We start from the raw sequence: 24,396 nt of genomic DNA on the forward strand, positions 1-24,396 counted from the left end.
CAATATGCAAGTTTTGATTATGCGTCACGGAGAGGCGGCACTTGATGCGGCCAGCGATTCGGTAAGACCTCTTACCCTTTGTGGCCGTGATGAGTCACGTCAGATGGCGGCCTGGTTAAACACCAAGTCTGTGGATATTGAACGAGTGCTGGTCAGCCCCTATCTGCGGGCCGAACAGACGCTGGAAACGGTGCGCGAAGCTTTGGCGCTGCCGGAAAGCGAAGAAGTGCTGCCTGAGCTGACGCCGGGTGGTGATGCCAGCCTGGTCGGCAGCTATCTGCAGGCGCTGGCGCAGCAGGGGGTCAACTCTGTGCTGATCGTATCTCACCTGCCGCTGGTGGGTTATTTGGTCGCTGAGCTGTGTCCAGGCGAATGCCCGCCGATGTTCGCGACCTCCGCGATCGCCAATGTCGATCTGGCAACCGACGGCAGCTACGGCAAGTTTGAATGGCAGGTCAGTCCGTCGCAGGTGATGGCTAAAGTCTAGGGCACCCTCTATCGGGTCCAGGCAGGAAAGGGCGATGTTTAACATCGCCCTTTGTCATATCTGCGGTTTACTCGGCCAGTTCGACCAGCAACAGAATCGCCGCGTTGCCGCCCCATTCTTTGGGGGCCTGGTGGAACGCCAATACGTCGGGGTGTTGCGCCAGCCACAGCGGCGTCTGCTGTTTGAGGATATGCTTGCCGTGGCCATGCATGACGCAGGCGCAGTGCACGTGTTCACGCTTGCAGGCGGCAATCAGCGCGCCCAACTCTTGTTTAGCCTGCATCTGGGTCAGGCCGTGCAAGTCGAGAAACAGGTCCGGTGAATAATCGCCGCGTCGCAGTTTCTTCAACTCATACGCGCTGTAGCCGGGGCGCACATAGCGGGTCGGCCCTTCCTCTTCCAACTGCGGTTGATATTCGTCCGAGAAATAATAGCTGGCGTCCACCTGCTCCTGCAGCAGGCGCTGCGGTGCCATTTGTCGGGTTTTTGGCTTGGGCTTGGGGTGGACAACGGTATCCTGGCGCAGCTTTTTTGCGCCTGCTATCGACTCTCTGAAGAGCTGCAATTCATCTTTGCTCAGAGGGTGCTTGTTCTTCATTTTTTATTCACCGGAAATCATTTATCACGACAGTTTACCGTGTCGCGGGTATCTGTCGACGCAAAACTCCCGTCGGAATGAAAATGAGAATGTCTTAACGCGACTATTGCTGCTGATTTGTCGCGGGCTTCATGGCAAACTATGCGGCTAAATCATGAATCACAGTGCCTGCCGGAGGGCAAATTGGACAAAATTTTCGTCGACGAAGCAGTGAATGAACTGCACACCATTCAGGATATGCTGCGCTGGGCGGTGAGCCGCTTCAACGCCGCCAATATCTACTATGGTCACGGAACTGATAATCCGTGGGACGAAGCGGTGCAATTGGTGCTGCCGAGCCTGTTCCTGCCGCTGGATATTCCAGAGGACATGCACACCGCACGTTTGACCTCCAGCGAGCGCCATCGCATCGTTGAACGCGTGATCCGCCGCGTCAATGAGCGTATTCCGGTGGCTTACCTGACCAACAAAGCCTGGTTCTGCGGCATGGAGTTTTATGTCGATGAACGCGTGCTGGTGCCGCGTTCGCCGATTGGCGAACTGATCAACGATCGCTTCAGCGCACTGATCCCGCACCCGCCGCGTCATATTCTGGACATGTGCACCGGCAGCGGCTGCATCGCCATCGCCTGCGGCTACGCTTTCCCGGAAGCGGAAGTGGACGCGGTGGATATCTCCAGCGACGTGCTGGCGGTGACCGAGCGCAACATCCAGGCGCATGGCGTCGAGCATCAGGTTATCCCGATCCGCTCCGATCTGTTCCGCGACGTTCCGGCGATCCAGTACGATCTTATCGTCACCAACCCGCCGTATGTGGATGCGGAAGACATGTCCGATCTGCCGCAGGAGTTCCGCTTTGAGCCGGAACTGGGCTTGGCGGCGGGCAGCGACGGCCTGAAGCTGGTGCGCCGCATTCTGGCCTGCGCACCGGATTACCTGAGCGACGACGGCGTGCTGATTTGTGAAGTGGGCAACAGCATGGTACATCTGATGGAACAATATCCGGATATTCCGTTCACCTGGCTGGAGTTTGAAAACGGCGGTGACGGCGTGTTCATGCTGACCAAACAGCAATTGGTCGATTGCAAAGAGCATTTCAGCATCTACCGCAGCTAAGCCTTCTTCGGGCCTGCTCTGACAGGCCTACAAAGATAATCATTAACGGTAAGGAGCCGTGATGGCAGGAAACAGTATTGGGCAGATTTTCCGCGTCACCACATTTGGTGAATCTCACGGTGTGGCGTTGGGATGTATCGTAGACGGAGTGCCGCCGGGCATCCCGCTTACCGAAGCCGATTTGCAGCACGATCTGGACCGCCGCCGTCCGGGGACTTCGCGCTATACCACTCAACGCCGCGAACCGGATCAGGTGCGCATTCTTTCCGGCGTGTTCGAAGGCGTGACGACCGGCACCAGCATCGGGCTGATGATTGAAAACACCGACCAGCGTTCGCAGGATTACGGCGCCATCAAAGACGTGTTCCGTCCGGGCCACGCCGATTATACCTACGAGCAAAAATACGGCGTACGCGATTACCGTGGCGGCGGCCGTTCTTCGGCGCGTGAAACCGCGATGCGCGTGGCGGCGGGGGCGATAGCCAAGAAATACCTGCAGCAGAAATTCGGCGTACAGGTGCGCGGCTATCTGGCGCAAATCGGCGACGTGGTCTGCGAATTGAAAGATTGGGATCAGGTCGAACAGAACCCGTTCTTCTGCCCGGATCCGGACAAGCTGGAAGCGCTGGACGAGCTGATGCGCGCGCTGAAAAAAGAGGGCGATTCGATCGGCGCCAAGGTCAGCGTAGTTGCCGACAATGTGCCGGTGGGCCTCGGTGAGCCGGTGTTTGACCGTCTGGACGCCGATCTGGCGCATGCATTAATGAGCATTAACGCGGTAAAAGGCGTGGAAATCGGCGACGGTTTTGCCGTGGTGACCAAGCGCGGCAGCGAAAACCGCGACGAAATCACGCCCGAAGGTTTCCAGAGCAACCATGCGGGCGGCATTCTCGGCGGCATCAGCAGCGGCCAACCGGTGGTCGCTCATCTGGCGTTGAAACCGACCTCCAGCATCATGGTGCCGGGCCGTACCATCAATCGCCAGGGCGAAGCGGTAGAAATGGTGACCCGTGGCCGTCACGATCCCTGCGTAGGCATTCGAGCGGTTCCAATCGCCGAAGCGATGATGGCGATTGTGCTGATGGATCACCTGCTGCGCCAGCGTGCGCAAAACGGTGATGTGGTTTCTAACGTCCCACGCTGGTAATTGCGATGAAAAACTGGATGTTAGGCATCGTTGCCCTGATGGCTTCAGGTTCCGCGATGGCGTTGACGCCGTGGCAGAAAATTGATCACCCGGTGGCCGGCGCGCCACAGGCGATTGGCGGTTTTGCCAATGGTTGTATCGTCGGTGCCCAGCCGTTGCCGCTGAACTCACCGGATTATCAGGTGATGCGCCCCGATCAGCGCCGCTATTTCGGCCATCCCGATCTGCTGGCGTTCATTCAGCGCCTGAGCAGCAAAGCCAACCAAAAAGCGCTGGGCACGGTGCTGATCGGCGATATGGCGATGCCGGCCGGCGGGCGCTTTAGCAGCGGTCACGCCAGCCATCAGTCCGGGCTTGATGTCGACATCTGGCTGCAGCTGCCGCGCCAGCGTTGGAGCGCGCAGCAACTGCTGAAACCGCAGCCGATCGATCTGGTTTCCGGCGACGGCAAACAGGTAGTGGCGCGTCAATGGCAACCGCAGATTGAATCTCTGATCAAAATGGCGGCGCAGGATGCCGAAGTGACGCGCATCTTCGTCAACCCGGCGATCAAGCAACGTCTGTGTCTGGATGCCGGCGCCGACCGCGACTGGTTGCACAAGGTTCGTCCGTGGTTCGGCCACCGCGCGCACATGCACGTGCGTTTGCGTTGTCCGGCTGGCAGCCTGGAGTGTAAAGAACAGGATACCCCGCCGCCGGGCGATGGCTGTGGGGCGGAGCTGGCGAGCTGGTTCGTGCCGCATCAACCCAGCGCCAAGCCGGGTAAACCGGTACCCCCGCCATTGCCGCCTTCCTGTCAGGCTTTGTTGGATAACCATTTCGCTGCGGAATAATATACCCAAAGTAATTGGAGTTGCATCAAGGCGGTAAGGGAAGGAATCCCGATGAGCTTACACGAGTAAGTGATTCGGGTGAGTGAGTGCAACCAACACAGATGCAGCTTCAAGTAAGAGGGGTATAAATGGATTGGTTCGTCGTTGGCCCCGAGATGCTCGGGGTTTTGTTTGTGGTGGCGTTGCTGGCGGGTTTTATCGATTCCATTGCCGGTGGCGGCGGTCTGCTGACCGTGCCGGCGCTGCTGGCGGTGGGCGTTTCCCCGGCGCAGGCGCTGGCAACCAACAAGCTGCAGTCGGTGGGCGGTTCGTTTTCCGCCAGCCTGTACTTTATCCGCCGACGTGCGGTGGATCTTAACGATCAGAAACTGACGATCCTGTTGGCGTTGATCGGCTCCATCGCCGGGGCGATTCTGGTGCAGCATATGCGCGCCGATCTGCTGCGACAAATGCTGCCGCTGCTGGTGATTGGCATAGGTCTGTATTTTTTGCTGACCCCGCGTCTGGGGGAGAACGATCGGCAGCGCCGCCTGAGTGCGTTGCCGTTCGGGCTGGTAGCCGGCGGCTGCGTCGGTTTTTACGACGGTTTCTTTGGCCCTGGCGCCGGTTCGTTCTATGCGCTGGCCTACGTGACGTTGTGCGGCTTCAATCTGGCCAAATCCACCGCGCACGCCAAGGTGCTGAACTTCACCTCCAACGTTGGCGGCCTGACGTTTTTTATCATCGGCGGCAAAGTGGTGTGGGGCATTGGTCTGGTGATGCTGATAGGGCAGGTGCTCGGCGCTCGCCTGGGCGCACATATGGTGATGACCCGCGGGCAGAAGCTGATTCGGCCGATGATCGTCATCGTCTCGCTGGTGATGAGTTGCAAGCTGTTGTACGACAACCACGGCGCGGAAATTCAGCAGTGGCTGGCGCTGCATATTTAGCATGCCGGGAGAGCACTAAAGTGGAATAATCACCACTTTATTTTTATGGTTATAGAGTTTTTATTTATGTCAGACACACAGACTACCCATAAATACGATCAGCTGATTGATATATTTAATCAATGCTTTAGCGAAGACTACAACACGCGGCTGGTCAAGGGCGATGATGAGCCGATTTACCTGCCGGCCGACGATGAACTGCCGTACCATCGCATCGTTTTTGCCCATGGCTTTTACGCCAGCGGCCTGCATGAGATCTCGCACTGGTGCATTGCCGGCGAAGAACGTCGCAAGTTGGTGGATTTCGGTTACTGGTACTGCCCGGACGGGCGCGACGCGCAAACACAAAGCGAATTCGAAGCGGTAGAAATCAAGCCGCAGGCGCTGGAGTGGATGTTCTGCGTGGCTGCCGGTTTCCCGTTTAACGTCAGCTGCGACAATCTCAACGGTGATTGCGAACCGGATCGCATCGCCTTCCAGCGCAAGGTGCGCGACCGAGTGCTGTCGCTGCTGGAACGGGGAATACCCACAAGGCCCGCGCGCTTTATTCAGGCGTTACAATCGTTCTACAATACGCCACCGCTGGCTGCCGGGCATTTTCCCTATCCGGAAGATTTCCGTTAACGCCACAGCTTGCTATTTAATGAGGAAATTTGATGATCGCAGAATTCGAAGCGCGCATTTTGGCGCTGATTGATGACATGGTAGAGCACGCCAGCGATGATGAACTGTTTGCCGGTGGCTACCTGCGTGGTCATCTGACGCTGGCGGTGGCCGAAGCGGAAGAGCACGGCGAACACACCGCCGAAGCGCTGAAAGCGCGGGTGGAAAACAGCCTGCACAAAGCCATTACCGCCGGTGAGTTGTCGCCGCCGGACCAGGTGCTGGTGCGCGGCATGTGGGAAAACCTGTACCAAACCGCACTGCCGATGACCTGATCTCCATAACGGGGCGCCCCCAAAGCGCCCTGTTATCAGAGCATTACACCGCACGCCCCTTTAGCAATTTTCTCACCCACATCCGGTTCGGATTCAACGCTGCCAGCATCTCTGCGTCGCCCGGCAAGGGTTCGCCAAACAGTTGCGCCGCCAGGATCTCTGCCGCCAGCGGTGCCGAACACAGCCCGCGCGAACCCAGTGCGCCAAGAACAAACAGGTTGGGATAAAGCGGAGCATCCGCCACGGTTTCGCCAAGCTGATGGCGGCGTTGCAAATCCTGATACTGCGTCAGCGTGGCCTGATAGTCCGGCACTGCGCCAATCATCGGCAGGTGATCGCGGGTGGCGCTGCGCACGCCGCAACGGGCGTGGTGAGCGCTGACGTTAACCTCCCGCGGCCACGCCTGTTCCGGTAGGCAGCGCAACAGCCGTGCACGGTTCTCCTGCTGCTCTTCCTCGCGGTATTCAATGGCGGTATCGCCGCGCTGATAGCTGGCGCCGATGCAGTGCTGCTGATTGTGGGCATTGACCGGCGTCAGATAGCCGTCGTAACACAGTACCTGCTTCAATTCACTCAGCGCCGGCGTGGTGGGTATATGGGAAACCTGGCCGCGCACCGCGTACACCGGCAAGGCTTCGCTTTGCGGCAGCTCGGAAAGGCGATGGCCATTGGCCAGAATCACCGTGGCATGCCGACGGGTTTCTCCATTGCTGGCGCTGAGCTGCCAATTGCCGTCTGTGTGAGTGAGGCTGCTTATGTCGTACTCATAATGGCAACTCATTCCCTGGCGCTGCGCCAACGCAATGGCACCCCGCGTCAGCTCTGCCGGGCACAGCCAACCGCCTTGCGGGTAGCTGACGCCGCCAAAACCGCTGTCTACGCCGCACAGCGCGCTGAGCGTGGCGCGATCGGCCGGAGACGCCAATGCAGAAGGCCATTCTATCGCCACTATTTTGGCAATTTTTCCGGCACTCTTCTCATCAAAGGCCAACTGGCTGACGCCGCACCATTGATGATCGAACGCCACGCCCTGTTGCAACAGCGCATCATACTGGCGGCGGGCAAACGGGAAGGCGGCGCTGAAAAAAGTTTCCAGCGCGTCACCGCGGCCGTTGAGCAACGGATAGAGCGCGCCCTGACGGTTGCCCGATGCGCCTTCGGCCGGCTGCGGATCGGCGCAGTACAGCGTTACTTTCGCGCCGCGCCGCAGCAGGGCGAGGGCGGTAAGCGCGCTGGCGACGCCGCCGCCGACGATGGCGATATCGTCAGTATTTTCCGCCGCCGGGCGCAGGAACCAGGGGGCGGGGTGCGGGACTGTCGGTGCATCGGCGGGCAACTCGCCGATCAGCATTTCGCGTTTCTGACCGAAACCTTTGCTTTTCGTCACCTCAAAACCGGCTTGCTGCAATCCGCGCCGTACAAAACCCGCGGCGGTAAAGGTGGCGAGGGTGCCTCCGGGCCGGGCGAAGCGCGCCATGGCGGCGAACAGCTGCTCAGTCCACATATCCGGGTTTTTCGCCGGCGCGAAGCCATCGAGGAACCAGGCATCGACCTGGCTATGCATGCTGGGATCAAAGTGCGGCAGCAGCGCGTTGACGTCGCCGAACCACAGATCCAGCGTAATGCGACCCTGCGCCAGCAGCAGGCGGTGGCAGCCCGGCAACGGCAGCGGCCACTGGGCGCGAAGCTCGTCGGCATAGGGGGCCAGTTCCGGCCAGCGCGCGTGCGCGGCCGCCAGATCGTCGTGCAGCAGCGGAAATTTTTCAAAACTGATGAAATGCAGCCGCTGCAGCGGGGCGTCGGGCATCGCCGCACGAAAACCGGCAAACGCCTGCCACAGGGTTAAAAAGTTGAGCCCGGTACCGAAGCCGGTTTCCGCCACGATAAACAAGGGGCGAGGGTGCTCGTTAAAACGCGGCGGCAGCCGGTTGCCCTTGAGAAACACGTAACGGGTTTCTTCCAGCCCATCCTGATTGGAAAAGTAGACGTCATCAAACTGTTTCGAAACAGGTGTACCCTGTTCGTTCCAGGATAACGCTGCGGTTTGGATCGGGGCGTGGCTCACGGTTAGTTGCTCGTAACTCAAGGGGTGACGGGATTCTAACGGGGCTGGCGAAATGGCGCAAACTGGATAAGAATAAAGCTGAAAAACGCTGATCGGACTTGTTCGGCGTACATCTGTACGCTAAAGTGCGATGCAAAATCCCGAATGTAAAATTGTGGAAGAGGTACTGAATGAAACGTGCAGTGATTACTGGCCTGGGAATCGTCTCCAGCATTGGTAACAACCAGCAGGAGGTCCTGGCGAGCCTGCAGGAAGGACGTTCTGGGATCACTTTCTCCCAGGAGCTGAAAGATTCCGGCATGCGTAGTCACGTATGGGGCGATGTTAAATTGGACACTACCGGTCTGATCGACCGTAAAGTGATGCGCTTCATGAGCGACGCGTCCGTTTATGCCTATCTTTCCATGGAAGAAGCCATCAAGGATTCCGGCCTGACGGCCGATCAGGTTTCCAACGACCGCACCGGTCTGGTGGTGGGCTCCGGTGGCGGCTCTCCGCGCAACCAGGTTGCCGGTTCCGACGGCATGCGCGCCAAAGGTCTGCGCGGCGTTGGTCCTTACATGGTGACCAAGGCCATGGCTTCAGGCGTTTCCGCTTGCCTGGCAACCCCGTTCAAAATTCGTGGCGTTAACTACTCCATCAGCTCTGCCTGCGCAACCTCTGCTCACTGCATCGGTCACGCGGTCGAATTGATCCAACTGGGCAAGCAGGACGTGGTATTTGCCGGCGGCGGTGAAGAACTGTGCTGGGAAATGGCCTGCGAGTTCGATGCGATGGGTGCACTGTCCACCAGCTACAACGAAACCCCGGAAAAAGCGTCCCGTACCTATGACGCAGCGCGTGACGGCTTCGTCATCGCCGGCGGCGGCGGTATGGTGGTGGTTGAAGAGCTGGAACACGCTCTGGCTCGCGGCGCGCACATCTATGCTGAAATTATCGGTTACGGTGCGACTTCCGACGGTGCCGACATGGTAGCCCCTTCGGGCGAAGGCGCAGTGCGTTGCATGAAGATGGCGCTGCAAGGCGTTGATACCCCAATCGATTACATGAACGTGCACGGGACTTCCACGCCGGTTGGCGACGTGAAAGAACTGGGCGCAATCCGCGAAGTGTTTGGCGACAACACCCCGGCCATCTCTTCCACCAAGGCCATGACCGGTCACTCTCTGGGTGCCGCCGGCGTACAGGAAGCGATCTACAGCCTGTTGATGGTTGAGCACGGCTTTATCGCGCCGAGCATCAACATCGACAACCTGGATGAGAAAGCCGCAGGCATGAACATCGTGACTGAGCCGACCAAACGCGAGCTGACTACCGTGATGTCCAACAGCTTCGGTTTCGGCGGCACCAACGCCACGCTGGTCATGCGCAAGCTGCAAAAGTAATTTAGCCGCACTCCATGCCAGTTGAACAAGCCCGCTTCGCAGCGGGCTTTTTACTGCCTGCCGCCGGCCGTTCAGAGTTATCCCAAATTACATCTTTTGGCAGATCATTAACGCCTCGTTCAGCCTTTTACGCATACAATAGCCCGATAACGCGATTATCACTCGGCGTAGCGTTTCAGAGTGATCGAACCTTGAGGCATGAGTATGAAAAAATTAATTGCGGTTGGGTTGCTGTCAGTGTTTCTGGCGGGGTGCGCGACTGAGTCACCTTGTGTCCCGGTTTATGATGACCAGGGGCGTCTGGTGCACACCAACACCTGCATGAAAGGCACGACGCAGGATAACTGGGAAACTGCGGGCGCTATCGCCGGTGGTGCAGCTGCGGTTGCCGGTCTGACGCTGGGTATCATCGCACTGACGAAATAACCTTCGCGCCAAATCCGAAAGTAATAAAAAAGCCCGGCATTGGCATTGCCGGGCTTTTTCACATCACTTCACCAGAAACGCTTTGAACTGCGGTGTCATCACGGCACTGAAACCGTCATCGGTTTTGCTGATCAGGTATACCGCCAACCCTTTCTCTTCCGCCAGTTTCAGCGCTTTTTCCGTGCCGAGCACCATCAACCCGGTATCCCAGCCGTCGGCTTCCAGTGCCGTTGGCGCGATCACCGTGGCGGAGACCAGCCGGTGGGTAATGGGTCGGCCGGTAACGGGATCGATAACGTGCGAATAGCGCTGGCCATTCTGTTCGAAGTAGTTGCGATAGCTGCCGGCGGTACTGATGCCGTAGCCTTGCAGATCGACCAGCGCTTGCACCGCATTTTCCCTGTCGGTCGGTTTTTGGATCGCTACCCGCCACGGTTTGCCCTGACCGTTGACGCCGCGTGAGGACACCGCGCCGCCGACCGACACCAGATAGTTGGTGATACCGTTGCGCGCCATCAGTTTAACCAGTTGGTCAACGCCGTAGCCTTCACCCAGGGTCGAGAGATCGACATACATGTTCGGCAGATCTTTTTGCAGCCACTCGCCGCGGCTATCGCTGAGCAATTTGAGATGCTGCAGGCCAATATTTTTTTGCGCGGCGTCAATCTGCTGCCGATCCGGCACCTTGACGGCGCGTTTGTCCGGGCCAAAACCCCACAGATTCACCAGTGGGCCGACGGTAATATCCATCGCACCCTGCGTATCGCGGCCGATGCGCTGGGCCATCAGGATAATATCCGCCATACCCCGGGGGATGGGTTGCGGGTCTGTACTGTGCGATTGATTGAAGCGCGACAGTACCGAGCCGGAGCGGTAGGTGGAAATATCATCGTTGGCCTGTTCGAGCAAGGCGTCGACCTGCTGTTGCAGCAACGGTTTGCTGACTCTGACGTCACCGCTGATTTTGACGCTGTAGAAGGTGCCCATGGTTTTGCCTTCGAGGTCGATCTGCGTGCGGGTTTCCCGATCGTTACAGGCGGCAAGCAGACTGAGCGCTGCGCTCAGCAATAGCCCTTTGGCGATAGCGTTGGCCATGAAAAGTCCTTTGAAACGTAGAAAGGCGCTACAAATAAAGTAAAGCGCGGCAAATGAAAAGCGCAGAAAGGTAAAATAGCATTTTGCTGGCGTTGACGTCGCGCTTCGGCTAACGTCTGGCTCCAGATTCCAGATTGATTTTTGAAGCGATAACCATGAGTTCAAACGCCGTTACCCGGTTGCTCCAGCCGTTCCTGAAAGATCGTTTCCTGCACATCCTGCTGTTGGCCGGTGTGGTGATGGCCGCCCTTAACCCGCAACAGCTGCCTGCGTTATCCGGTTTTATCGACTGGCGCACCATTATTACCCTGCTGGGGCTGATGTTGTTGACCAAGGGCGTTGAGGTCAGCGGTTATTTTGATTTTGTTGGCCGTAAAATCATCAACACCTTGCGCAGTGAACGATGGCTGGCGATGTTTTTGGTGTTTTCCGCCGCGCTGTTGTCTTCGTTCCTGACTAATGACGTCGCGCTGTTTATCGTCATTCCGTTGACCATTACGCTAAAAAAACTTTCTTCGCTGCCGATCAGTCGGCTGATTATCTTCCAGGCGCTGGCGGTCAACGCCGGCTCGCTGTTAACGCCGATAGGCAACCCGCAAAATATTCTGCTGTGGAGCAAGTCGTCGCTCTCTTTCCTGGGTTTTATTATTCAGATGGCACCCTTTGGTGCGGCGATGATGGTCAGTCTGCTGGCCCTGACCTGGTTTAGCTTCCCGGCGCGGGATATCGTAAAGGCACCGCATACCGAGGGCTATCCCTATCAGCGGCCGCTGTTGCTGAGCTGTGTGGCGCTGTACGCGATTTTTCTGCTGTGCCTGGATGTCGGCTTGCCGCTGTACGGGCTGTTGGCGGTGTTTGCCGGTTTCTTGTTGCTGGCGCGCCGGGTGCTGTTGCAGATCGACTGGAGCCTGATTTTTGTCTTCATCGCCATGTTTATCGACGTTGGCCTGTTTACCCAATTGCAGGCGATTCAACCCTGGTTCGCCGATATCGCCCGGCTTGGTGACGGCGGTATTTACGCTTTGGGGATTGGCTTGTCGCAGATCATCAGCAATGTACCGGCGACCATTTTGCTGCTCAATTACGTGCCTTCCAGCCAGCTGGTGGCCTATGCGGTGAATGCCGGGGGCTTTGGGCTGGCGATTGGCTCGCTGGCGAACCTGATTGCGTTGCGTATGGCAGGGGAGCGCAAGATCTGGCTGAAGTTTCATTACTACTCGCTGCCATTGCTGGCCTGGGGGGCGCTGCTCGGTTGGCTCTTGGTCTGACAGCGGCCGCGCTTTGCTGCGCGGCCGGCTATCCCCTAGCCGCGTGCCGCCAGTAAACAAATGCTGCGGGTCACCTGATACGATTTCACAAAGGAACTGACCGGCAGAAACTCAAAACGCGAATGGAAATTGTGCGCGCCGGTGAAGTAGTTTGGTGTCACTACGCCACGGCTGGAAAGCGCTGCACCGTCGGTGCCACCGCGCATCGGGATCACCTTCGGCGGAATGCCGTGTGCGGCCAGGGCGCCGAAAATCAGCTCGATGGCGCGCTTGTCTTCACCGATCGAGTTACTGATATTACTGTAGATATCCGTAACGCTGCAGCTCACCCTGGCGCGCGGGTAGTTCGCCGCCACCTGCCGCACCACCTCCTGAATATGCTCTTTGCGCGCATTGAACGCCGCCAGATCGAAATCGCGAATCGACACTTTCAGCGTGGCGAGGTTGGCATTGGCGGTAATGTCGTTGAACCAGAAATAACCTTCGCGCCCCTCGGTATGCTCCGGCGTATCCAGGATATCGAACTGATTGATGATGTCGTTGGCGATACGAATCGGGTTGATCAGCACATTCTTCGCCGACATCGGGTGCGCAGTCACGCCTTCGATACGGATCTCCGCCGCCGCCGCATTGAAGTTTTCATAAACCACTTCGCCCAGTTCGCAGCAGTCGATGGTGTAGGCGAAATCCACGTCAAAGCGCGCCAAATCCAGCGCCTTGGCACCGCGCAGGCCGATCTCCTCATCCGGCACAAAGGCCACCAGGATATCGCCGTGGCGGTCCGCGGCACTGAGGTTTGCCAGCAGGGTCATCACGACCGTCACCGCCGCTTTGTTATCGGCGCCGAGCACGCTGGTACCGTCGCTGAAAATAATGTCTTCGTTCGGATAGGCCAGGATCTCCGGATGTTCGGCGGTGCGCAGCCAAATGTCGTGCTCCGCGTTCAGACAGAGATCTTCGCCGCTAAAGTGCAGGCGCTGCGGATGAATATGCGCCGACAGGCCGACGTCGACGGTATCGATGTGGGTAATGAAACCGATACGCGGCGCACCGGGTTGGTTGCCGGGTTTGCGGGCGGTTACGGTAGCGTGCTCGTCGATTTGTACATCCTTTAGCCCCAGTTGACGCAATTCGGCCGCCAGCAGCTTTGCCATATCATGTTGGCCAGGCGTGCTGGGCAGCGCGCTGGCGGCGGCATCGCTCTGGCTGGTGACCGCCAGATAACGAAAGAAGCGTTCGGTAAGCTGTTCTGCAATAGCGCTGGTCATGCGGGTTCCTCTCGATAAGCTGTCTATCGGTTTTAATGCTAAATCAGCCGGTTGTCCATTGCTGCGATGTTTTCGCCGTTGGAATGCGAGACGCCGCGCAGAATAAAAAAATAGCGGCGCAACTAGGAAATAGTCGCAGGTATCTGCGGCAAAATCGTTGTTAGCTGTGGGGGAAAGGGTGCCTCAACAAAAATCTGATCGTTAAAGGAGAACTTATGCGCTCACGTAATGCTTTGCTTATTACTCTGTTATCCCTGGGAATGTCTCACGCCGCCTGGTCATCCATCGCTGCCGGCAATGCCAACAGCAACGCCAACAGCCGCGAAGTGGCCAGCGCACTCGGCGGCCTGAAGAACAAAACCTATGACCTGGAGCAGGCACCGAAAATTCGCGTTGCCAGCTTCAATATTGCCGCCGGAAAAGTCAGCGACATGACCGCCATCGCCAAGGCGATCAAGGCGATGAACGTCGACGTGGTGGCGTTGCAGGAAGTGGACAAGCTCACCGGCCGCAGCGGGAAACTCGATCAGGCGGCGGAGCTGGCCAAGCTGACCGGCATGCACGTAGCCTTTGGTCGGGCGATAGACTTTGACGGCGGCGAATATGGCCTGGCGTTTCTGTCAAAATACCCACTGCATGACAGCAAGATTTATCCATTGCCCTCCGGCCAGCGTGAACAGCGCATTGCCTTTAGCGCTCAGACTGACGTGCCCGAGTTCCCGGCGCCGATCACCCTGATCAATACTCATCTGGATACCAAGGAAGATCCGGCCATGCGCCTGGATCAGGTGCGTGAATTAAACGATCGCACCATTGAAATGCGCGGCATCAAGCTGCTGTTCGGCGACATGAACGATGTGCCGGGCAGCGTCACCTGGACCGAACTGAGCCGTTATTGGAACGACATCATGCCCGCGACGCAAGATGGCCGCAGCTGGCCGGCGGAAAATGCTGAAATCAAAGTCGATTATATCTTTAGCGGCAATGCCCAACGCTGGCATCTCGACAGCCTGACGGTGCCTAACGCCAGCGGCGACTGGAATGGCATTCACTGGCCGGCGGTCAGCGATCACCTGCCGGTGGTCGCCGAGCTGCGGCTGACCGAGCAGTAAAGGGCCTGGGTAAACGCGGGTTGGCGATTGACAGCCGCAGAACCCGCTGGTTACTATCTGGCGATACAACCTAGGGGTCTGGGTTGCGTAAGCGTTCACGTAATCCAACGCGCTCGTTCTTGTTGCCTTTGGCAACGAGTCAAGAGAGCGTTGGAGTCATCTGGCTCTCTCTGTATTTCCCCTTTTGAGTGAGCAATCTATGTCATCTACGATTTCACATGCGGAGCCTTCCGCTAATAAAGCGCTGCTTTCGCTGACCTGCGCGATCTTCCTCACCTATTTGACTGTAGCTTTGCCGTTGCCGGTGATCCCGCTGTACGTGCATTTTGAACTGGGCATGAGCAACCTGATGGTGGGGGTAGCGGTGGGTATTCAGTTTCTGGCGACGGTCCTGACCCGCGGTTACGCCGGTAGGCTGGCTGACCGCTTTGGCGGCAAACGCTCGGCGCGACAGGGGATGATTGCCTGTGCGCTGGCCGGCGTCGCCTATCTGGCGTCAGCGCTGCTGCCGGCGGTGCCAGAGATCAAGTTCGCCCTGCTGATCCTCGGGCGCCTGATTTTAGGCTACGGCGAAAGCCTGCTGCTGACCGGCACCCTGACCTGGGGTTTTGGTCTGATGGGGACCGCCCGTTCCGGCAAGGTCATGTCCTGGACCGGCATGGCGATCTATGGCTCGCTGGCGGCCGGTGCGCCGATAGGCCTGATGTTGCATCAGCACTGGGGTTTTACGGCGCTTGGCCTCTCTACCTTGCTGTTGCCGTTGATCGCCATGCTGTTGAATATGCGTGTCGCGGCGGTGGCGCCAACGCACGGTGAACGTCCTTCATTGTGGAAAATGGTGGGCAGCATTTGGCAGCCGGGAGTGGCTCTGGCATTACAGGGCGTAGGTTTTGCGGTGATTGGCACCTTTGTTTCCCTGTATTTTACCGAGAACGGCTGGGGGCATGCCGGTCTGGCGTTAACGATGTTCGGTGTGGCATTTGTGGTGATGCGCCTGCTGTTCGGCCATTACCCCGACAAGTTTGGCGGCATCCGCGTGGCGCTGGTTTCATTGCTGATTGAAGCCTTTGGCCTGCTGCTGCTGTTCTCGGCCGCTACGCCGCTGATGGCGTTGATTGGGGCGGCTTTCACCGGTTTAGGGTGTTCATTGATCTTCCCCGCGCTGGGCGTGGAGGTGGTGAAACGCGTGCCACCCCAGGTGCGCGGCACGGCCGTCGGCGGTTACTCGGCATTTCAGGATGTCTCTTACGCCATTACCGGCCCGTTGACCGGGCTGTTGGCCACGTCGTTGGGCTATTCGTCGGTGTTTATGGCCGGAGTGGTGTGCGCGTTGATCGGCGTGGCTTTCACGCTGCTGTTTGCGCGCAGCAACGCTAAACGGGAATAATGCGCGCCAGCCGTTCGACGCCGGTGCGGATCTCCCCCGGCGTCAGGGCGGCGAAACCCAACAGCCAGCCGTCGCGCCGCGCCTGTGCCGTTTGATACTGAGTCGCCAAACCGGGCGTGACCACGCCCAGTTGCTGCGCCTGGCGGCTGAGGGCCGTTTCCTGGCCCGGCGGCAGCCAGACACTGAGTTGCAACCCGCCACCTGCCTGCTGTGGGGTGGCATAGTGCCCAAGCTTTTCCTGCACTTCCTGCCGCAAGTGGTCACGCCGGCTGCGGTACAGCTGGCGCATGTAGCGGATGTGGGCGGCAAAATGCCCCTGATGGATAAATTCGGCGGTCACCGCTTGCATCAGTTGGGCGCTGTGACCGTCGTAAACCGTGCGTGCGAGGGTAAAAGGTTCCACCAGCGCGGGCGGTACCACCAGATAGGCCAGCCGCAGAGAGGGGAATAGCGCTTTGGAAAAAGTGCCTAAATACAGTACGTTGCCCTGACTATCCAGCCCCTGCATCGCCGGCATCGGTTGGCCGTCATAATGAAATTCACTGTCGTAATCGTCTTCAATAATCCATGCCCGCTGCCGCTGGGCCAATGCCAACAGTTCGAGCCGCCGTGCCAGGCTAAGCGCCACGCCCGTTGGGTAGTGGTGTGACGGCGTCAGGTAAATCAGCTGCGGCCTGGGTAACTGCTCGTGCGGCCGCATACCGGCGTCGTCCACGCTGACCGGCACCAGCTCGGCACCTGCGCTGGTAAAGGCGTTTCTGGCGCCGGCATAACCGGGTTCTTCCATCCATACCTTGTCGCCGCTGTTCAATAGCAGGGTGGCGATCAGCTGTAGTGCCTGTTGCGAACTGGTCAGCACCATGACCTGTTGCGCGTCGCAATTGACCCCGCGCGCCTGGCTGACGTAACCGGCAATGGCTTCGCGCAACGGCAAATAGCCTTGAGGGTCGCCATAGCGCATCAGGGTTTCACCCCGCAGGCACAATTGTTGAGCGGTGAGCTGTTGCCACAGTTTTAGCGGGAAGGCGCGCAGGTCCGGCGAGCCGGCGGCAAACGGCAGCGGTTGCTGCGGATCGCGGCAGCCCCCGGTTTGCACGATCAGCCGGCCGCGTGATGACAGGCGCGGCTCGCCGATGGCTTTGGTGCCCAGAGGGGATTTAACGATGTCTATCGCCACAAAGGTGCCCTGGCCAACCCGTCGCTGCAGATATCCCTCAGCCTCCAGCTGGCTGTACGCCGCCTCGGCGGTCACCCGCGAGACGCCCAAATCCTCTGCCAGAACTCGGGATGAGGGCAACCGTTGCCCCCGGTTCAATGTCCCGCTATGAATAGCGCGGCGTAACGTGCCGCAAACGCGTTCACGCAAGGTACCTTCGCCGTGTTCCGGCCGTTGGAAAAGCGAGATGAGCGCACTGGTCATAATGGGTCTTATCTTATGGCGATAATGGGTATCAATCATAAGACCAAAATCAGGCAATATTGTCATCAGTCTCATCAATAGGAGTGAATTTTATGGCGGTATCTTCATTGGTTTTGGCATTTCCCCCAGGGCCGGCGGCGCAAAGCCTGGATTATCTGGCGGCGAAATTGAGTTATTACGCGGATGCATGGGACGTGGCGGAAGATCTGCGCAACGGCGGCAGTGAGATCCTGGTGATAGATACCCGCGCGCAGGCCTTGTATGCGGCCGGGCATATTCCCGGCGCTATCAGTTTGCCGCATCGGCTGATGGATGAGGCCGGCACGGCGCATCTGGCTCGCGACAAAGTCTATGTCACCTATTGCGACGGCATCGGCTGCAACGGTTCAACCAAGGGGGCGTACAAGCTGGCGCAACTGGGGTTCAGGGTGAAGGAACTGATTGGCGGGCTGGATTTCTGGAAACGCGATGGCCATCCGTTGGCCAGCGGTGAACAACCGGGTTCGTTGCAGGGCAGTGCGGCAGGAGACGATTGCGGCTGCGCCTGAAGGTTTAAAATACCAGTGCCAATACCACGGCCAGCACCAGAATCAACAGGATAAACGCCACCGCCGGCTTGGTCAGCGCATTTTTCAGCGGTTGGGGCAAGGCGGCAATCAGCGGATTAAGCAACGGCTGCGGCTCGGTATAGCTCTCGGTTATGGGCTGAGCTGGGCCGGTTTTTTCCAGACGACGGGCGAACAGCTGATTGACGGCATCGCTCATCTGCGGGTGGGTCAGCGGTGCGTTGGCACTGCAGTTGAAACGTGACTGGCAGTAGTCATTCAACTGTTGCTGTTCCTGCGGGTCGGCCGGTTGTTTTAGTGCGGCCAACAGGTTGTTCAGCGTCGGTGCGGTCTGCGGACTAAGCGCGACTTTGACCTGCAAAAACTGGTTGAGCAGCTGGAAGTGGCGAGCCGGCAGCGGATCATTGGTTTTTACCCCGGCCAGATCAAACAGCCTTTGCCAGATCTTGATCGGTGACTCGCCGGTAGCGGCGCTTAGCTTGGTCACCTGCTGTTGCAGGCTTTGATGTTCGGCAGGCAGCAGTGGACGATCGCTGGTGGCGGTTTGCTGCGGGTGCGGAATGGCCAGGCTGCCGGTCTGCAACAGGTTCAACACCTGCTGCAATTGCGGGTGACTCAATTGGCTCAGTACCGTGTGACCAAACTGCTGGCGAATAAAATCGCTGACGGCCTGGCGATTATTGCCCTGCGGCAACAGTTCGGTGAGCTGCTGCAGCAACTGGCGGCTGGCATGGCTTTGCTGCACCTGGGTCAGGCGGTTTTGCAACAGCTGCTCGGCTGGCTGGAAATGGCGCGCCTGCAGTTCGCTGCTACTATGGTCTGCCCCGAGATCGTGACGCAGCGTGGCCCAGATTTCTGCGGACTTGGCCGGACTGAGCGCCATGATCTTCACGACCAATTTCTCCAGCGTAGTGCGCTGAGCCGGAGAGAGCGGGCTGTCGTCGGTGGTTGTGGTTTTGCCCGGGTTCGGAGGGCGATCGCTGGCGATCGGGGTGCCCGGTCCACTCAAAGGTTGCATATCACCAGTCCTTCGCTGTGTATCCCCTTATTATTTGACGTTGCAGCTGCGTTGACTGTGCAATTTCATCCGAATCTCTTACCTGAGTAGCTCATCGGGATTCACTTGCTTGCTTGCCGCAACCCCAATTACTTTGGGGAGAAAAGAATCGTCGTACCCGGCGAAAAGCGCAGGTGTGCCCCCATGATACCTGTAAATGGCCGCCATCAATACCGCCCTCAGACATTTCTTTACAGGCAAAATGATTGCTAATCACGTCTGCGCCGCTAAGATAAGCCCAGACTTGGCATTGAGGGCAGCATGGTTAAACAGCAGCGGATTGCAAAATGGTTTTTATGCCTGGCTTGCCTGGTGGTGCTGACCTGCATGACTCAACGCATGGCGGGCATGCATGCGTTGCAGCAGGCGATGGGCCTGCCCGTTGCCGGCGTTGCACTCTCCGCCACCGATGACGACGCTGCACTTCAGCCCAAGCCCTGCGAACTGAGCGCAAAATCTCTGTTGGCTGCGCCGCCGGTGATGTTCGAAACCCTGCTGTTCGGCCTTGGCCTGCTGTTGGTGCTGTTGGCACCGACCGTGGCCGCGCGTCTGCGTATTCCCCCTCCCAGAGTGATTTCTCCCACGACCCTCAGGGTACACCTCCGATTATGCGTATTCCGTGAATGAGTTAATCGCCCGTCCTTTTTGGTGATTGACTCATTTATGGAGAAAAAACATGTTGAATATCATCAGGTCGGCGCTTGCCTGCCTGTTAATGCTGTGGCTGCCCGCCTTGCAGGCGGCAGACAGCGGCTGGCTGCAAAGCCCGGCTAACGATCACGCCAAAGTGCGGCTGCGCGCCGACACGTCGCACCCTGGGGAGACCCGGCTGCTGCTGGCAATAGAGTTGCAACAAGGCTGGAAAACCTACTGGCGCTCACCCGGCGAAGGCGGTATTGCGCCGGCGATAAGCTGGCAAGGCAACCCGCCGCCGGCCACCTGGTTTTGGCCGACGCCGCAGCGTTTTGACGTAGCCGGCATTTCCACCCAGGGATATCACGATCGGGTTGAACTGCCGATAGTGATAAAGGGAGCCGCACCGCCTCAACTGGCGGGCACGCTGACGCTGTCTACCTGCAGTAACGTCTGTATTTTGACCGATTATCCCTTCAGTCTCGATCTCGGCGCTTCGCCAGACGCGCAGTTTGATCACGACTTTGCTCAGGCGATGGGAAAGGTGCCGATTGCCGGTGGCCTGGTTGATGGCATTAAAGCCGGTTATCAGCGCGGGGAACTGCAGATCAGCGCCGAGCGCACCGCCGGTTGGCGGCAGCCGGAGTTGTTCTTCGATACGCTGGAGGATGCCGATCTCGGCAAACCGCAGGTTAGCTCCGACGGCAACCTGATGTTGGCGCGGGTACCGGTCAGTGATGGCTGGGGGGATACCGCACCGGACTTGCGCGGCAAAACCCTGACGTTGGTCATCAGCGACGGCGGTATCGCGCAGCAGGTTCAACTGCCGATTGGCGGGCCGCTGGCCTCATCGGCTGCGGCGGCTTTCCCGCTGTGGCAGGCGGTGCTGATGGCGTTGGCCGGTGGCCTGATCCTCAACCTGATGCCCTGCGTGCTGCCGGTGATCGGCATTAAACTGGGCTCGATTTTGCAGGTGGAACTGCGGGATCGGCGCAGCATCCGGCTGCAGTTTATGGCTTCGTCATTGGGCATAGTCGCCTCCTTTATGGCATTGGCTTTGCTGATGACGGCGCTGCGGCTGAGCAATCAGGCGCTCGGTTGGGGCATTCAGTTTCAAAACCCGTGGTTTATCGGCTTTATGGTGTGGGTAACGCTGTTGTTCAGCGCCAACCTGTTCGGCCTGTTCCACGTGCAGCTTTCCTCTTCGCTGAATACCAAACTGGCGACCCATAACGGGCACGGCCTGAGCGGGCATTTCTGGCAGGGCGCTTTTGCCACCTTGCTGGCGACGCCCTGTTCGGCGCCCTTTCTTGGCACCGCCGTGGCTTTTGCCCTGGCCGCGCCGCTGCCGGTGCTGTGGGGCATGTTTGTCGCGTTGGGGATCGGCATGAGCCTGCCGTGGCTGCTGATTGCCACCTGGCCGGCGCTGGCGTTGCGTTTGCCGCGTCCGGGACGTTGGATGAACGCGTTACGCTGGGCAATGGGGCTGCTGATGCTGGCCTCTTCGCTATGGCTGCTGAGCCTGATGGTGAATCATATTGGCGCAACCCCGACGCTGGCCGTGGGCGGCATAGCGCTGCTGGCTCTGCTGTTGGCGGTATGGCGACGGCATGGCGTGCGCCTTGCTGCCGGGTTGGTTGCCGCCACGCTGGTGCTGTTCGGCGTGGCGTTGTTGGCCGGTTCGCTCACCGCCGGGTTGTGGCGTCAGCCGTTGCAGGACAAGGTACGCTGGCAACCGCTGAGCGAGCAGGCGATCACCCAGGCGCTGGCCGAGCGAAAACGGGTGTTTATCGACGTCACTGCCGACTGGTGCGTCACCTGTAAAGCCAACAAATTCAACGTACTGTTGCGTGGCGATGTGCAAAAAGCGCTGAATGCCGAAGACGTGGTCGCTCTGCGGGGAGACTGGAGCCGTCCTTCTGCCGAAATCAGCGCCTTCCTGCAACGGCGCGGCAGCGTAGCCGTGCCTTTTAACCAGATTTATGGCCCCGGCAGCCCTGACGGTGTGGTGTTGTCCCCGTTGTTAACCCGCGATGCCGTATTGCAAACCCTGTCCGCCGCCAAAGGAAACCCACAATGAAAAAGTTACTGATGTTATTGATGCTGATTGCCGCTCCAGTCTGGGCTGCCGCGCCCTTTACCCCGGAGCAGGAGGTGCGCATTAAGGAACTGATCCGTGAAACCCTGGTGTCGAACCCGGATATTCTGGCGCAGGCGGTTGATGCCTGGCAGCAGCAGACCGCCGGCCAGCAGATTGATCAGGCGATTAAGCAAAACGCCAAAGCCTTGTATGAAGACCCAGCCAGCCCGCGACTGGGTGCCGATAACGCCAGGCTGACGCTGGTGGTGTTCACGGATTACAACTGCCCGTACTGCAAACGTTTTGATCCGATGCTGGAAAAAATCGTCAAACAAAATCCGGAGGTAGCGCTGGTGGTGAAACTGCTGCCGTTCAAGGGCGAAAGCTCGGTCAGCTCGGCGCGTGTCGCTTTAACTGCCTGGCAGCAACATCCGGACCGGTTTTGGGCATTGCACCAGCGACTGATGGCGAAAAAGGGCTTCCACGACAGTGCCAGCATCGCCGCCGCTCAGCAGAAAACTGGGGTGAAAGCAGTGGCGCCGAGTGAGTTGAGCATGGCCACGCTGCGCACCAACATGGAACTGGCGGAAAAACTGGATGTGCAGGGAACGCCTGCGACGCTGATTGGCGATCAGATGCTGCCGGGTGCGGTGTCTTACGAGGAGTTGGAGGCGATAGTGAAACAGCAACTCGCGAAGGTCAAAAATGGCTAGGCTGCGGCGCTGGGGGCGCGAACTCTTGATCCTGCTGCTGATTGTGCTGGCGGTGGTGATGGCGATGGACTGGCTGCGCGCACCGCAGGCGCCGACGGCTTTCGATTCACAGGCATTGACCACACTGAGCGGCGAGACGATTTCACTCGCGCAGCTCAGCCGGGACAAGCCGCTGCTGGTCTATTTCTGGGCCAGCTGGTGCGGCGTGTGCCGCTTTACCACGCCGTATGTTACCAGGCTGGCGGAGGAGGGCGGCAATGTGCTGACTGTGGCGCTGCGTTCCGGTGACGATATGCAGGTCGAACAGTGGCTGGCGCGCAAACGGCTGACGCTGCCGGTGGTTAACGATCCGCGCGGCGAGCTGTCGGCGCAGTGGCAGGTGGGCGTCACCCCGACGCTGGTGGTCATTTCCCAGGGCAAGGTGGTGCAAAGCACCACCGGCTGGACCAGCTACTGGGGGATGAAACTGCGCCTGTGGTGGGCCGGGCTGTAAGCCCCGGTCTATTCGGCGGCGATGACCTCATTAATCGCCCGGCAGAGTCGGGCGATACCTTCCTCAATCAGCGGCGGCGTGTTGGCGGCGAAATTCAGCCGCAGGCCATGCGCGCCATGCTGTTCCCGGGCATAAAAACACTCTCCGCGTGCGAAGGTGACGCCGTGGCGCCAGGCCACCGGCATCAGCGCTTCGTTGTTAACCGCAGCGGGCAGCGTTAGCCAGATAAATAACCCGTCCTCGGGCGTTTCAAAGTGGCAGCCGTGCGGCAGATGCTGCTGCAATGCCGTGACCATGGCATCGCGGTGCTGGCGGTAGATCCGCCCGGCGCGCCGCAGCTGTTTGTCATAGCGGCCGATGGTGACAAAGGCGTCCAGCGCTTGGCGGCCTGCTGGTGCGGGTGCGTTTTCAACTGCTGCCTTCTTAGGACTCCACGCCGGGCGCTGAAGCTTTTGCCTTGCGCCCTAACGGCGTGCGCAGGCGTTGCGACAAAATAACACCCAGCAACGTGACGCCACCGCCGATCAGATGATAGCTGTGCAGCTGTTCATGCAGAAACAGCACGGCGATGACGGCGGTAAATACCGGTGACAGGTTCATAAATATCGACGCGGTATTGGCGCCGAGGCGAATTACGCCCTGGATCCACAAGAAAGGCGCGATGATCGACGCCGGGATACCGGCGAACAGTACCAGTGGGATATTCTGGCTGTTCAGCCCGACATCCTGCGCCATCAGAAAGTTGGGCAGCAACAGCACCACGCCGAACAGGATTTGCACATACAGTGACTGCCAATTAGGCAGAGCAATCATCCAGCGTTTGGTCAGCACGCCGTACAGCGCATAGGAAGCGGCGGCGGCGAACATCATCAGTTCTCCCTTGCCGATGCCATGTTGCAGCAGCTCGCCTGGATGACCGGCGCTGACCAGCCAGATCAATCCGCCGAATGACAGCACGCTGCCGATCGCCACGCCGACGGTCGGCGCAATGCGCAACAGCACGATGCTGATCAGGATGGTCAGCAACGGGATCAGCGACACAATGATACCCATAAACAGCGCGCTGACGCTGTGCGCCGCATAGTAGGCCAGGCTTTGGTACAGCACCATGCCGAGCAGGCCAAGGGTCAGCAATTTCCACCCGTTGGCGCGCACTTCCCGCCAATTGCGGATTACGCCGGGTAATACGAAGGGGGTCAGGACGATCAGCGCCAGCAGCCAACGGTAAAACGAGATGGCGGCCGGATCGATAGCGGTAGCGGAGAGTTTGCTGACGACGGCGTTGACTGACCAGATCAACACCGCCAACAGCGGGAAGAACATATTCACGATGATTATTCTCAATAACGACGGACATGCTGGTTAGTCTACGCGTGTCCG

At 58.9% G+C, this 24,396-nt stretch carries 24 protein-coding genes and 1 pseudogene; 17 read left to right on the forward strand and 8 right to left on the reverse strand.

Annotated features, from left to right (window positions below):
* Positions 1–4: 4 nt before the first annotated feature.
* Positions 5–487, forward strand: coding sequence for a phosphohistidine phosphatase SixA (gene sixA / locus V2S86_RS02060; RefSeq protein ID WP_126484255.1), 483 nt, complete (start codon positions 5–7; stop codon positions 485–487).
* Between the two features lie 67 nt (positions 488–554).
* Here the strand turns inward: sixA and smrB are convergent, their stop codons facing one another.
* Positions 555–1,085: an endonuclease SmrB gene (gene smrB / locus V2S86_RS02065; protein WP_065506401.1), complete on the reverse strand. Its 531-nt coding sequence runs from the start codon at positions 1,083–1,085 to the stop codon at positions 555–557.
* A gap of 183 nt (positions 1,086–1,268) precedes the next feature.
* On the opposite strand from smrB, the gene prmB reads away from it, so the two are divergent.
* From prmB to V2S86_RS02095, 6 genes are all read left to right on the forward strand, one after another.
* Positions 1,269–2,201 (forward strand): 50S ribosomal protein L3 N(5)-glutamine methyltransferase, encoded by a 933-nt coding sequence (gene prmB / locus V2S86_RS02070; RefSeq protein WP_065506847.1) that lies wholly within the window; start codon positions 1,269–1,271, stop codon positions 2,199–2,201.
* A 61-nt stretch (positions 2,202–2,262) separates the two neighbouring features.
* A complete protein-coding gene (aroC, locus tag V2S86_RS02075; protein WP_004947483.1) occupies positions 2,263–3,348 on the forward strand; it encodes a chorismate synthase in 1,086 nt (361 codons plus the stop codon).
* A gap of 5 nt (positions 3,349–3,353) precedes the next feature.
* Positions 3,354–4,181 carry a penicillin-insensitive murein endopeptidase gene (mepA, locus tag V2S86_RS02080; protein WP_330761016.1) on the forward strand — a complete coding sequence of 276 codons (828 nt, stop codon included), beginning with the start codon at positions 3,354–3,356 and terminating at the stop codon, positions 4,179–4,181.
* Positions 4,182–4,309: 128 nt separating this feature from the next.
* Complete coding sequence (locus V2S86_RS02085) at positions 4,310–5,110, forward strand: sulfite exporter TauE/SafE family protein (RefSeq protein WP_330761017.1); 801 nt, start codon at positions 4,310–4,312, stop codon at positions 5,108–5,110.
* Between the two features lie 66 nt (positions 5,111–5,176).
* Positions 5,177–5,734, forward strand: a complete 558-nt coding sequence (locus V2S86_RS02090) for an elongation factor P hydroxylase (RefSeq protein WP_330761018.1) — start codon at positions 5,177–5,179, stop codon at positions 5,732–5,734.
* Positions 5,735–5,766: 32 nt separating this feature from the next.
* Positions 5,767–6,048, forward strand: coding sequence for a YfcL family protein (locus V2S86_RS02095; RefSeq protein WP_330761019.1), 282 nt, complete (start codon positions 5,767–5,769; stop codon positions 6,046–6,048).
* 43 nt (positions 6,049–6,091) lie between these two features.
* Here V2S86_RS02095 and mnmC read toward each other — a convergent pair whose 3' ends face one another.
* On the reverse strand, positions 6,092–8,113 hold the full coding sequence (gene mnmC / locus V2S86_RS02100; protein ID WP_330761020.1) for a bifunctional tRNA (5-methylaminomethyl-2-thiouridine)(34)-methyltransferase MnmD/FAD-dependent 5-carboxymethylaminomethyl-2-thiouridine(34) oxidoreductase MnmC: 2,022 nt from the start codon (positions 8,111–8,113) through the stop codon (positions 6,092–6,094).
* 170 nt (positions 8,114–8,283) lie between these two features.
* Here mnmC and fabB point away from each other — a divergent pair, with 170 nt between their 5' ends.
* Positions 8,284–9,498, forward strand: coding sequence for a beta-ketoacyl-ACP synthase I (fabB, locus tag V2S86_RS02105; protein WP_330761021.1), 1,215 nt, complete (start codon positions 8,284–8,286; stop codon positions 9,496–9,498).
* Between the two features lie 204 nt (positions 9,499–9,702).
* A complete protein-coding gene (locus V2S86_RS02110) occupies positions 9,703–9,924 on the forward strand; it encodes a hypothetical protein (protein WP_004947462.1) in 222 nt (73 codons plus the stop codon).
* 63 nt (positions 9,925–9,987) lie between these two features.
* Here V2S86_RS02110 and apbE read toward each other — a convergent pair whose 3' ends face one another.
* Positions 9,988–11,019, reverse strand: a complete 1,032-nt coding sequence (apbE, locus tag V2S86_RS02115; RefSeq protein WP_330761022.1) for an FAD:protein FMN transferase ApbE — start codon at positions 11,017–11,019, stop codon at positions 9,988–9,990.
* Positions 11,020–11,174: 155 nt separating this feature from the next.
* On the opposite strand from apbE, the gene V2S86_RS02120 reads away from it, so the two are divergent.
* Positions 11,175–12,287: an SLC13 family permease gene (locus V2S86_RS02120; RefSeq protein WP_330761023.1), complete on the forward strand. Its 1,113-nt coding sequence runs from the start codon at positions 11,175–11,177 to the stop codon at positions 12,285–12,287.
* Positions 12,288–12,322: 35 nt separating this feature from the next.
* On the opposite strand, the gene pepT is transcribed toward V2S86_RS02120, so the two are convergent.
* Positions 12,323–13,555, reverse strand: a complete 1,233-nt coding sequence (pepT, locus tag V2S86_RS02125) for a peptidase T (protein WP_330761024.1) — start codon at positions 13,553–13,555, stop codon at positions 12,323–12,325.
* A 215-nt stretch (positions 13,556–13,770) separates the two neighbouring features.
* On the opposite strand from pepT, the gene V2S86_RS02130 reads away from it, so the two are divergent.
* Both V2S86_RS02130 and V2S86_RS02135 read left to right on the forward strand, forming a co-directional pair.
* Positions 13,771–14,667 (forward strand): endonuclease/exonuclease/phosphatase family protein, encoded by an 897-nt coding sequence (locus V2S86_RS02130; protein WP_330761025.1) that lies wholly within the window; start codon positions 13,771–13,773, stop codon positions 14,665–14,667.
* A 199-nt stretch (positions 14,668–14,866) separates the two neighbouring features.
* The gene (locus V2S86_RS02135; RefSeq protein ID WP_330761026.1) at positions 14,867–16,054 is read left to right on the forward strand and encodes an MFS transporter; all 1,188 of its coding nucleotides are present in this window, start codon (positions 14,867–14,869) and stop codon (positions 16,052–16,054) included.
* Here V2S86_RS02135 and pdxR read toward each other — a convergent pair.
* Positions 16,041–17,474: a MocR-like pyridoxine biosynthesis transcription factor PdxR gene (gene pdxR, locus V2S86_RS02140; RefSeq protein ID WP_442995857.1), complete on the reverse strand. Its 1,434-nt coding sequence runs from the start codon at positions 17,472–17,474 to the stop codon at positions 16,041–16,043. The two genes, V2S86_RS02135 and pdxR, sit on opposite strands and share 14 nt — an antisense overlap.
* A gap of 92 nt (positions 17,475–17,566) precedes the next feature.
* Here pdxR and V2S86_RS02145 point away from each other — a divergent pair, with 92 nt between their 5' ends.
* Positions 17,567–18,022, forward strand: a complete 456-nt coding sequence (locus V2S86_RS02145) for a rhodanese-like domain-containing protein (RefSeq protein WP_330761028.1) — start codon at positions 17,567–17,569, stop codon at positions 18,020–18,022.
* 4 nt (positions 18,023–18,026) lie between these two features.
* On the opposite strand, the gene flk is transcribed toward V2S86_RS02145, so the two are convergent.
* Positions 18,027–19,058, reverse strand: coding sequence for a flagella biosynthesis regulator Flk (flk, locus tag V2S86_RS02150; RefSeq protein WP_330761029.1), 1,032 nt, complete (start codon positions 19,056–19,058; stop codon positions 18,027–18,029).
* Between the two features lie 300 nt (positions 19,059–19,358).
* On the opposite strand from flk, the gene V2S86_RS02155 reads away from it, so the two are divergent.
* From V2S86_RS02155 to V2S86_RS02170, 4 genes are read left to right on the forward strand one after another with little or no spacing between them, the layout of a single operon-like run.
* Complete coding sequence (locus V2S86_RS02155) at positions 19,359–19,724, forward strand: copper resistance protein (RefSeq protein WP_330761030.1); 366 nt, start codon at positions 19,359–19,361, stop codon at positions 19,722–19,724.
* 49 nt (positions 19,725–19,773) lie between these two features.
* Positions 19,774–21,810, forward strand: coding sequence for a protein-disulfide reductase DsbD family protein (locus V2S86_RS02160; protein WP_330761031.1), 2,037 nt, complete (start codon positions 19,774–19,776; stop codon positions 21,808–21,810).
* Positions 21,807–22,523 (forward strand): DsbA family protein, encoded by a 717-nt coding sequence (locus V2S86_RS02165; RefSeq protein WP_330761032.1) that lies wholly within the window; start codon positions 21,807–21,809, stop codon positions 22,521–22,523. The genes V2S86_RS02160 and V2S86_RS02165 overlap by 4 nt, the downstream gene beginning before the upstream one ends.
* Complete coding sequence (locus V2S86_RS02170; RefSeq protein WP_330761033.1) at positions 22,516–23,016, forward strand: protein disulfide oxidoreductase; 501 nt, start codon at positions 22,516–22,518, stop codon at positions 23,014–23,016. The genes V2S86_RS02165 and V2S86_RS02170 overlap by 8 nt, the downstream gene beginning before the upstream one ends.
* 8 nt (positions 23,017–23,024) lie before the next feature.
* Here the strand turns inward: V2S86_RS02170 and V2S86_RS02175 are convergent.
* Both V2S86_RS02175 and V2S86_RS02180 read right to left on the reverse strand, forming a co-directional pair.
* Positions 23,025–23,402, reverse strand: a pseudogene (locus V2S86_RS02175) (PLP-dependent aminotransferase family protein); the annotation flags it as partial.
* Between the two features lie 37 nt (positions 23,403–23,439).
* Positions 23,440–24,339, reverse strand: a complete 900-nt coding sequence (locus V2S86_RS02180; protein ID WP_330763138.1) for a DMT family transporter — start codon at positions 24,337–24,339, stop codon at positions 23,440–23,442.
* Positions 24,340–24,396 lie beyond the last annotated feature (57 nt).

Source organism: Serratia sp. C2(1) (assembly GCF_036352655.1).
Lineage (GTDB): Bacteria > Pseudomonadota > Gammaproteobacteria > Enterobacterales > Enterobacteriaceae > Serratia > Serratia inhibens.